The following is a 9,861-nucleotide window of genomic DNA, read 5'->3' on the forward strand; positions in this document are numbered from 1 at the left end:
GGCCGCGCCGCCAGCGACGCCAGGAGGCGGCGGGTGATCTGCGGCGCGAGCAGGGCCTCGCCGGCGGCGACGGCGCGGACGGCCACGACCAGCTCGTCGGGGGTGGCCCGTTTGAGGAGGAAACCGTCGGCGCCGGCCGCGATGGCGTCGTCGACGATCGCGTCGAGGTCGAAGGTGGTGAGCATGAGGACACGTGGACGCGGCGGCGGCCACGAGGTGATCTCGCGGGTCGCGTGGACGCCGTCGTGGCCCGGCATCCGGACGTCCATGAGGACGAGGTCGGGGCGCAGGGCTCGGGCCGCGGTGATCGTCTGGTGGCCGTTGGCGGCCTCGCCGACGACGGTGCAGCCGGGTTCGCTGGTCAGCAGGGTGCGGAGCGTGGCGCGGACGAGCGGGTCGTCGTCGGCGAGGAGGACCCGGATCATCCGAGGGCCGGAAGGGTCGCACAGACCTGGAAACCCTCGGCGGTGGCACCCGCCCGGAGGGTTCCGCCCTGCTCGGCGGCGCGGTGGCGCATGTTGGCCAGGCCGCGTCCCGGCGGGCCGGGGACGAGTCCGGGCGCCTCGTTGAGCACCTCCAGCCGGATTTCCGGGCCGTGCTGCGCGAGGGTGACGCGGATCCGTCCGGCGCCGGTGTGCCGGAGGGCGTTGGTGAGGGCTTCCTGGAGGATCCGGTTCAGGGCGTTCGCGCCGTCGGGCGGCAGGTCGACCGGGCCGACGTCCAGCTCCAGGCACCGGCCGGCGGCGCGGACCCGGTCGGCCAGAGCGCTCAGGTCCGGCTCGGCCGTGCCGTCGAGGGCGTGGACGAGCCGGTCGAGTTCGGTGAGGGCGCTGCGTCCGAGCGCCTCGACCTGCCGGAGGGCGTCCTTGCCGAAAGCGGGATCGGAGCCGAAGACCCGCTGCCCGACCGCGGCCTGCATCACGATGACGTTGACCGCGTGGCCGACGGCGTCATGGAGTTCGCGGGCCAGCCGGGCGCGTTCCTCCAGCAGGACCCGCGCCTCGTTCTCCGCGGCGTAGGCCCGGCGGCTGCGCAGCGCGTCGCCGCCGACGGTCGAGATCAGCAGGCCGATGGCGATGCCGGGCAGCGCGTCGGCCGGGGCGCGGTCCAACGCCAGGAAGCCGAGGAGCGCGCCCAGGAAGACCGCGCAGCACAGCGTCCGCCGCCGCAGGTCACCGTAGGCGGCGAAGCACGCGAACAGCGCGATCCACAACGGCCAGTGGACGAGCGTCCCGGGGTATCCGGCGGCCGCGTTGACCGGCAGCACCGCGCACGCCCCGGCGAGGGCGCGCAGCGGGTGGCGGCGCAACCACAGCAGGGTCAGCGCGCCCGCCAGGCAGAGCGCCACGCCCGCGACGTCGGGCTCCCGATAGGGCGGGGGCACCGAGAGGGCCAGGCCCGCCACCACCGACAGCGCCATCAGCCCGCCGGACAGCCAGATCCGCATGGCTCGCATCCTCCCCCGAAACGGACGGGCGGCGAATCACTCGGGCGAGTGAAGCGCGCCCGCTACCGGAGTTCCTACCTTCTGGCCCATGACGAAGAAGACCGCCGGACTGTGGTGGCTGGCGCTGAGCGCCGCGGCGATCGCGGTCTACGCGCCCCTCCCCTACCTCACCGCGCCCCTGGACGCCCTGGCCGCCGAGGACGTGGGGTTGGCCGCCGACTACGCGACCCGTCCGCTCTGGGTGCGTTCCGCGCTGTACGTCCATATCGTGGCGAGCGGGCTGGTCCTGCTGCTGATCCCGCTCCAGCTCTCGGGCCGGCTGCGCGACCGCCTCCCCGGGTTCCACCGGGTCTGCGGCCGGGTCGTCCTGCTCGCCATCGTCCCCGCCGGGATCGCGGGGCTGCTCATCGCCCCGGTCAACCACGCGGGCCCGGTCGGCACCGCGGGATTCGGGCTGCTGGCCGTGCTCTGGCTGTCGGCCGCCGTCGCGGCCTTCCGGGCGATCCGCCGCCGCGACCTGCGGGGGCACCGCCGCTGGGCGCTGCGGGTCTTCGCCGTCACCTACGCGGGCGTCACCCTGCGGCTCTGGATCATCCTGCTGCTCCTCGCGCAGCACGACGCCGATCCGGCCGTCGCCTTCGACCGGGCCTACCAGGTCGTCCCGTTCCTGTCCTGGGTCCCCAACCTCCTGCTCGCCGAACTCCTCCTCCGCCGGTCCCCGACGCCCGCTGCCTAGCGAGTTCGGCGCGCAGTGCGACCCCGAAATACTCAGCCCAGGAGCAAACGCCCCGTGATCTTCGTGCAAAGATCATCGGCATGACTACTGAGCGGTTCGAAGTGCGGCGGGCGATCGCCGCGCCGCCGGAGCGGGTGTTCGCGGTGCTGAGCGATCCTCGGGGGCAGGTCGCCATCGACAGTTCCGGCATGTTGCAGTCGTCGGACGGCGAACCGGTCAAGCAGGTCGGCGACACGTACGTGGTCCACATGGACCGCGAGGCGCTCAACGACTACCCGCTGGGCAAGTACGACGTCACCGTGACCATCACCCGGTTCGAGCAGGACACCGAGATCGAATGGACGGTCAAGGGCCGGATCCAGCCCCGGCACCTGTACGGCTACCGGCTCGAACCCATCGAGACCGGCACCATGGTCACCTCCTACTACGACTGGAGCGAGATCGAGGAGGCGTACCGGGACAAGGGCATCTTCCCCGTCATCCCGGAAGCCGCCCTCCGCGCCACCCTCGGCATCCTCGCCAGAACGGTCGAGCAGCCGGCTTGATCCGTCCCCTTTGATCCCCCCACTGATCCCCCCGCCCGGACGTTCGGCGACTCGTCGCCGCGTCCGGGCGGCACGGGGTCAGGCGGGCGTATTCCACGTGGTGCTGCGGCCCATCCAGGCGGCCAGACGGGTGTAGGGGTCGGCGCCGGCCGGGGCGGGCTGGACGGGGCCGAACGGGAGGGACTCGTCCGAACGGATGTCGGCCGGGAGGACCTCGGTGGCGATCGCGAGGGCCTGCTCGGCCAGACCGGGGTCGAGGGCGGCACCGGGGTCGAGGACCTGGGCGAGATCCCACGTGTGCGTGGTGACCTCCATGACGTAGCCGCCGACGGCCGCGAACCCCGGGACCTTCCCCCAGGGGACCTCCACCTGCTGCTGGAGTTTGGCGTCGTCCGCCCAGGCGGTGACGGCCCGGTGCTTGGCACGGGCGACGGCCGCGGGCCAGCCGGTGTCCTCGATCGGGCCGGTCGCCGGTGCCACGTCCAGGAAGTAGCCGCCTTCGCCGATGTAGGCGATACGGTGCACAGCGCCGACGACATGGCCGATGAGGGTACGCAGGTCGAACTCGGTGCACGGGGTGGGATGGTCGAGCAGCGCGGGCTCGATCCGGTGGGCGAGGCGTTCGATCTGGTCGAGGGCGAGGGCGAGGCTCGGGCGCGGGTCCATGGGTGCTCCTTCGTTGTCGTTGACGCCACTCTCCCGCCCTTACCTGACATCCAGTGTCATGATTTAGCGATGCGCGCCGACCGTTTGCTCTCGATCATGCTGTTGCTCCAGACCCGGGCCCAGGTGCCGGCGTCCGAGCTGGCCGAACGTCTCGAAGTGTCGGTGCGGACCATCTACCGGGACGTCGAGGCGCTGTCGGCGGCCGGGGTCCCGGTGTGGGCGTCCCGCGGGCGCAGCGGCGGGATCGCGCTGCTGCCCGGGTTCCGGACCGACCTGACCGGGCTGAACAGCGACGAGGCGCGGGCCCTGTTCGTGCTGGCCACCGAGGGGACGCACGACGCGCTCGGTCTTGGCTCCGCGATGGCGTCCGCGCTGCGCAAGGTGATGGCGGCGCTGCCCGCGCCGCACCGGCCGCCGGCGGAGCAGGTCAGCAGCCGGGTCCTGGTCGATCCGGCGCGGTGGATGCGCGAGCCCGCCGCCAAGGTCGAGCTCGTCGATCTGCAGGAGGCCGTGTTCACCGATCGGCGGCTGGCGATGACGTACCGGCACGCCAGCCCCCGTCCGGGCGACGACCCGGCGGAGCCGAACGCCAAGACCTATGTCGTGGACCCGTACGGCCTCGTCAGCAAGGCGGGGGTCTGGTACCTGGTCGCCGATCTCGACGGTGCGCCGCGCCTGTTCCGCGCCGACCGCGTCCTTTCCTCGGAGGTGACCGACCAGGCGGTCCGCCGCCGGGCGGAGCTCACTTTGGCGGAGGCCTGGGCGGAGCTGCGCGACGGTGTGGAGCGCGTCCCCGACGCCGTCACCGTCGAGGTGCGGGTGCACCGGCGCAGGCTCGGCCTGTTCCTCCGGCTCAACTCCGCGTGCCTGCACGGCCCGCCGGTCCCGGTCGACGACTCCTGGCTCGCCGCGACGCTCGGTTTCCGCGCGCTCCCGGCCGTCCGCGGGCTCCTCGCGTTCGGCGCCGACGTCGAGGTCCTCACCCCGCCCGAAGCCCGTACCCTGCTCGCCGACACCGCGGCCGAGGTCACCGCCCTCTACACCGGCTGACAACCTTTCCCGCGACCCGGGGAGTAATCCTCTCCAAGGAGGATCAAACGTGCACGAACCACCGGACTTCACGGAGTACGCCGCGGAGCGGTCGCCTCGGCTGTTCAAGACGGCGTTCCTGCTCTGCCGGGACAGCGGCCAGGCCGAGGACCTGCTCCAGGTGACGCTGCTCAAGGCCTGGCGGGTGTGGCGGCGGATCGAGGGCGACCCCGACCCGTACGTCCACCGCATCCTGGTGAACGCGCATCTGTCCGCCCGCCGCAGGCTGTGGCGGCGCGAGGTCGTCGTGGACGCTCTGCCGGAGATCGCGCAGGACGACGGCCTCCGCGCCCTCGACACCCGGACGGCGCTGGTCGACGCCATGGCGCGGCTCCCCCGCCGGCAGCGCGCGGTGATCGTCCTGCGGTTCTTCGAGGACCTGACCGAGGCCCAGACGGCCGCCGCGATGGGCTGTTCCGTCGGCACCGTGAAAAGCCAGACCAGCCGTGCGCTGGCCACCCTGCGGATCGACCCGCGCCTCCTGGACGTGCACCCGACCGGGAAGAGGATCTGACATGCCCACCCACGACGACCTGCGTGACGCCCTGCGCGCGCAGACCGACGGCCTCCAGCCCCCGCCCGGCCTCCTGGACGACGTCCGCCGCCGCAGACGACGGCGCCTCTACCAGGCGCGCGCCGCGGTGGCCGCCCTGGCCGTCGCCGCGATCTTCTTCACCCTGCCCGACGGTCCGGACGTGACGACGTACCCGGCCCTGTCCACCCCGCCCCCCACCGCGGAGCCCGCACCGCTGCCCACCGCGATGGGCCTGGCCAAGAAGGTCCGCTTCGAAGGCCTCTTCCGGCTGAAGACGACGACGTTCACCGCCACGGGCCGCGACCTCGTCGTCGTCTCCCACTGCCAGAAGCTCATCGTCATCATCAACGGCGACCCCTACCCGTGCGGCGAGCGGTACCGCAACTGGACGAACCCCGGCGAGCGGACCGTGATCGAGGCGATCGCGATCCCCCGGTCGTATCTGAAGACGCACAGCATCGACAGCGTCATGAACGACCTGGACGGCCTGCGGCGCCACGCACCCGAACCGGGAACCTGGTCCCTCGACGTCCACACCGGGACCTGCGACGCCGTGACCTGCGGCAGGGAGGTTCCTTGAGCCCCCGGTCCCCCTGACCGGCCAACGGGCCGGGATCACGGCTCGTGCGGGCCGTCCGCGAGGCGGGTGGTGCTGGCGCGGAGGATGAGGGTGGGGCGCAGAAGGTGGAGGGCGTTGGGGGGTTTGCGGGATTCGGTGATGGAGCGCAGCAGCAGCTCGGTGGCCTGGCGGGCCATCTCCTGGGCGGGGATGGCGACGGTGGTGACGGCCGGGTGGGTGTGGGCGACGTCGGTGATGTCGTCGAGGCCGATGATGGACAGGTCGGCGGGGACCGTCCTGGCCGCCGCCCGCGCGGCCTCGAGGGCGCCCAGGGTGAGGACGTCGTGGGTGGCGAACAGCGCCGTCATCCCGGGAAGTTCGGTGATCGCCTGGGCGGCGGCCTGGAAGCCGCCGAGCGCGGTCGGCTCGTGGTCGCTGAACACCCAGGCGTCGTGGACGGTGCGGCCGTCGGCGGCGAAGGCGCGGCGGAACCCGGCCAGCCGTTTGTCGTGGGCGGGCAGGCTCGCCAGGACGCCGACGCGCTCGTGCCCGAGCTCGCGCAGATGCCGTCCGGCCAGATAACCGGCCTGCTCATAGTCGATGCTGACGACGGGCAGGCTGTCGGGCACCTCGCTCTCCCACGCGCACAGCGCGATGGGGAACTTCGCGTCGGCCACCACCGGGAGATGGTCGACCAGGTCGAGGTCGCCGGCGATGAGCAGCCCGTCGACGTTGCGGCTCGACAGGCCCGCCATATGACGTTTGGCGCGGTCCCCGTTATGCCGGGTCGTGCACAGCAGCAGGTGGTAGCCGTTCTCCTCGAGGACGTTCTCGACCTCTTCGACGATCTTGGAGTAGAAGGCGCTGGCCACCGTCGGGACGAACAGGCCGACCGAGCGCGTCGCGCCCGTGGCCAGCGAACGGGCCACCAAGTTCGGCCGGTAGCCGAGCTCCTCGATCGCCGCGCGGACCTTCGCGGCGGTCTCCGGCCGCACTCGCACCCGGCCGGTGACGACGTTGGAGACGGTCTGTTTGGTCACCCCGGCCCGCTCGGCCACCTCCCGCATCGTGACCAAGCCGCGCCCCCCATTACCGGTCAAAGGAATCCCTGAATCTAACCCCGCCCACCCCTGCGACGCAAGAGCCTCCCAGGCCGCTCGAAACGACGAATTCCGCGCCCAGTCGGGGCTTTGCCGAGGGATGTTCTTCATCAGGTCTTGTTTTACCGGTCAATTGGCGTCTACAGTCCGGCCAACCCCGGCAGCGGGAAACACCGCCGACGGATCCTCCCCCCAGCAACCCTAAGGAGCACGTGTGGCCCCTCCACACAGAGCGTTCCGACTCATGGCCACCGCGGCGGCCACGGCGGCAGCGCTGTTCAGCAGTGGAATGACGGCACCGGCCGGCGCGGCGCCGTCGACCGGCCCGTTCACCGTTTCCGTGACGTCGAGCGGCACCTGGTCGCATCCCACCGACACGCCGGCCGGGGTCTTCATCGACAAGAACGGCTCGTTCTACTTCCAGCAGTCCGCGGCGCTCTACGGCGCCTCCGACCCGCGCTACTGGGACTTCTTCAGCGGCACGGACTTCGACTCCGCCACCCGCAACTCCTCGATGAGCAACGCCGTCAACCCGGCGAACTCCAACGACAAGAACAACGACACCACGTGGCGGTGCAACAACAGCCCGACCGGGCTCGAGGCGACGAGCGCCCCCTCGACCGCCAGTTACGCCCACCGCAACTACTGCGACCTGGCCGGAGTCTGGGTCGACCCCGACACCGGCGACTGGTACGGGCTGGTCCACAACGAGTTCACCCCGCAGCCCTTCGGCGACGGCCTGCACTACGACGCGATCGACCACGCCGTCTCCACCGACCAGGGCAAGACCTGGAAGATCAACGGCCACGCGATCACCTCGCCGTACAGCACCAAGCGCGGCGACAACGTGGCGTTCCCCAACCAGACCTACGACTACGGCGACGGCGACCAGCGCCTGTTCGTCGACGCGGCGTCCGGTTACTTCTACGTCCTCTACGGCTCCCGCATCGTCGACAAGAACGGCGGCTGGAAGGCGTTCTACTCCCACGCCGCCCGCGCCCCGATCTCCGGGAAGATGGCGACCGGGACCTGGCAGAAGTGGTACGGCGGCGGCTGGGGCGAGCCCGGCGTCGGCGGCCGCGAGAGCAACATGGTGCCGGTGACGGCCGGGAACACCAACGGCTACACCCCCACCGACAAGGAGTACAGCCCGCTCAGCACGGGCACCGTGACCCAGCAGGTGGCCGCGGGGACCGCTCCGGCGACGTCACCGCTGTTCGTCATGGACATCACCTACAACGCTTACCTCGGCCTGTACATCGGTGAGCCGCAGGCGGTCGACCAGAGCGGCAACGCGCCGCAGGAGTTCTACGCGACCGACAACCTCGCCACCCAGAAATGGACCAAGATCGGCGACTCGGGGTCGCAGACCAACGCGTCCTGGTACCGCTGGTTCCTCGACAGCACCAGCAAGACCAGCTCCACGATCGTCGGCAAGAACTTCCGTTCCTACTGCTCGTTCGGCTGCACCGGCGGCTCCTCGGGCCGCTACTGGAACATGACGATCACCGCGGCCAACCCCGCCACCGCGCCGTTCGACCCGTCCAAGACCTACACGATCGGCACCGCGGAGGGCCGCGTCCTGTCGCAGGCCGCGAGCGGGACGTCCACCACGTCGGCGGCGCCCACCGGCGCGACCCGCGAGGCGTGGGCGTTCGCCCCGACCGGTGACGGCGCCTACACGATCGTCAACTCCGGGACGGGGGCGGCGCTCGGCGTCGGAACCACGACCGGTGCGCGAGCGTGGGGCACCAAGCCGATCGTCACGGCGATCTCGGGTAGCCCGGCCGTCGGCCAGCAGTGGTTCATCCTGGAGAACAAGACCACGGCGGGCGCGTCGACCGGCACGTTCCGGCTGGTCAACCGGTACAGCGGACTGGTGCTGGCGCTGTCGGGCGTCTCGACCCGGCTCGCCGAGACCACGCCGGCCCGCGCCTGGACCAACACCACCGGCAACACGGTCGGCAGCACCCGCACCGCCGCCGAGCAGACCCTGACGATCACCGCCGCCGGCTCCGCGCAGGAGACCGTCACGGTCGTGTCGCCCGGGCCGCAGAGCGCCACCGTCGGCAAGCCCGTCTCCGTGCAGGTCACGGGAGCCGACTCGCTCGGCAAGCCCCTCACCTACAGCGCGACCGGGCTGCCCGCGGGTCTTTCGATCAGCGCTTCGGGACTGATCACGGGCTCGCCGACCGCGTCGGGGACGTCCACGGCGACCGTCACGGCCTCGTCCGGGACGGCGACGGGTTCGACGACCATCGCCTGGTCCGTCAACGCGGACCTTTCGGGCATCCGGACCCTCACGGCGTCCGGCAAGGCGCTCGACAACCCGAACTCCTCCACCGCCAACGGCACCCAGCTCATCACCTGGGCGCCCGGCACGCAGAACAACCAGAAGTGGAACTTCAGCCTGCAGAGTGACGGCAGCTACCAGATCACCAACGTCCACTCGGGCCTCTGCATGGACGTCAACGGCGGCTTCACCACCGCCGGGACGGCGATCATCCAGTGGACCTGCGGCGGCGGCGCCAACCAGCGGTGGGTCGTCAACGCGCTGACCGGTGGCGGCTACTCCGTCACCGCCAAGCACAGCGGCCTGCTCCTGACGACCGCTTCCACCACCAACGGCGCGCTGGTCACCCAGCAGACCGACACCGGCTCCGCGCTCCAGCGCTGGACCATCAGCTAGCCCCATGAACGCGCTCTGCGCCCGGTCCCGTGAGGGGCCGGGCGCAGAGCCGTTTCACGCGCCGGGAGCGCCGGTCAGATGAGGGTCCAGAGCTGGCCGATGATGCTGAGCAGGGACGGCTTGGTCAGGAAGAGGGGGAGGACGCCGACGGGGTCGGCGAACAGCAGGTTGCCTTCGGGGTCGCCGAAGTGGCCGCCGTCCAGCGTCCAGGTCTGGTAGGGGCCGCCGCAGGCGCTGGTGGTGAGGGTGAACCGGCCGCCGCCCTTGGCATCGCCGCGCGACAGGCACTGGCCGGTGGCCTCGTTCTTCAGGGTGAAGCCGTTGCCGGCGGGCGTCTGGGTCCAGTCGGTGTCCTTGCCACCGCAGATCGTCTGACGGATCCCGCTGCTGCCGGGCGCAAGGCAGGTGACGACGGCGAGGCTGCGGATCTTGCGGCCGCCGCTGACCGCCGGCGGCGGGACGGGATCGGCGGGCGCGCCCGGGGTCGGACGGGCC

General features: G+C 71.6%; 11 protein-coding genes. 6 read left to right on the top strand and 5 right to left on the bottom strand.

Features of this window, described 5'->3' with window-relative positions; translation table 11 throughout:
- Window positions 1–425, bottom strand: a 425-nt coding sequence (locus tag ACYVE7_RS21505) for a response regulator (RefSeq protein ID WP_460366776.1), incomplete at its 3' end; no start/stop codon positions are given.
- Window positions 422–1,447 (bottom strand): sensor histidine kinase, encoded by a 1,026-nt coding sequence (locus tag ACYVE7_RS21510; protein ID WP_460366777.1) that lies wholly within the window; start codon window positions 1,445–1,447, stop codon window positions 422–424. The genes ACYVE7_RS21510 and ACYVE7_RS21505, both read right to left, overlap by 4 nt.
- Before the next feature lie 88 nt (window positions 1,448–1,535).
- Between ACYVE7_RS21510 and ACYVE7_RS21515 the strand changes: the two genes are divergently transcribed.
- Window positions 1,536–2,183 carry a DUF2306 domain-containing protein gene (locus tag ACYVE7_RS21515; protein ID WP_460366778.1) on the top strand — a complete coding sequence of 216 codons (648 nt, stop codon included), beginning with the start codon at window positions 1,536–1,538 and terminating at the stop codon, window positions 2,181–2,183.
- Window positions 2,184–2,263: 80 nt separating this feature from the next.
- On the top strand, window positions 2,264–2,728 hold the full coding sequence (locus tag ACYVE7_RS21520; RefSeq protein WP_460366779.1) for an SRPBCC family protein: 465 nt from the start codon (window positions 2,264–2,266) through the stop codon (window positions 2,726–2,728).
- Between the two features lie 78 nt (window positions 2,729–2,806).
- On the opposite strand, the gene ACYVE7_RS21525 is transcribed toward ACYVE7_RS21520, so the two are convergent.
- Window positions 2,807–3,394: a TIGR03086 family metal-binding protein gene (locus tag ACYVE7_RS21525; protein WP_460366780.1), complete on the bottom strand. Its 588-nt coding sequence runs from the start codon at window positions 3,392–3,394 to the stop codon at window positions 2,807–2,809.
- Between the two features lie 69 nt (window positions 3,395–3,463).
- Between ACYVE7_RS21525 and ACYVE7_RS21530 the strand changes: the two genes are divergently transcribed.
- The 3 genes from ACYVE7_RS21530 to ACYVE7_RS21540 are packed head-to-tail and all read left to right on the top strand — an operon-like array spanning window position 3,464 to window position 5,598.
- Window positions 3,464–4,444 (top strand): helix-turn-helix transcriptional regulator, encoded by a 981-nt coding sequence (locus tag ACYVE7_RS21530; protein WP_460366781.1) that lies wholly within the window; start codon window positions 3,464–3,466, stop codon window positions 4,442–4,444.
- Between the two features lie 49 nt (window positions 4,445–4,493).
- Window positions 4,494–4,997 carry a SigE family RNA polymerase sigma factor gene (locus tag ACYVE7_RS21535; RefSeq protein WP_460366782.1) on the top strand — a complete coding sequence of 168 codons (504 nt, stop codon included), beginning with the start codon at window positions 4,494–4,496 and terminating at the stop codon, window positions 4,995–4,997.
- A 1-nt stretch (window position 4,998) separates the two neighbouring features.
- Window positions 4,999–5,598, top strand: a complete 600-nt coding sequence (locus tag ACYVE7_RS21540; RefSeq protein WP_460366784.1) for a hypothetical protein — start codon at window positions 4,999–5,001, stop codon at window positions 5,596–5,598.
- Between the two features lie 35 nt (window positions 5,599–5,633).
- Here the strand turns inward: ACYVE7_RS21540 and ACYVE7_RS21545 are convergent, their stop codons facing one another.
- On the bottom strand, window positions 5,634–6,635 hold the full coding sequence (locus tag ACYVE7_RS21545) for a LacI family DNA-binding transcriptional regulator (protein WP_460366785.1): 1,002 nt from the start codon (window positions 6,633–6,635) through the stop codon (window positions 5,634–5,636).
- Between the two features lie 286 nt (window positions 6,636–6,921).
- Between ACYVE7_RS21545 and ACYVE7_RS21550 the strand changes: the two genes are divergently transcribed.
- Window positions 6,922–9,366: an RICIN domain-containing protein gene (locus ACYVE7_RS21550; protein WP_460366786.1), complete on the top strand. Its 2,445-nt coding sequence runs from the start codon at window positions 6,922–6,924 to the stop codon at window positions 9,364–9,366.
- A 74-nt stretch (window positions 9,367–9,440) separates the two neighbouring features.
- Here the strand turns inward: ACYVE7_RS21550 and ACYVE7_RS21555 are convergent.
- Window positions 9,441–9,861: hypothetical protein (locus tag ACYVE7_RS21555; protein WP_460366787.1), on the bottom strand; the 421-nt coding region annotated here is incomplete at its 5' end.

The sequence above is a fragment of the Actinocorallia lasiicapitis genome, assembly GCF_054778695.1.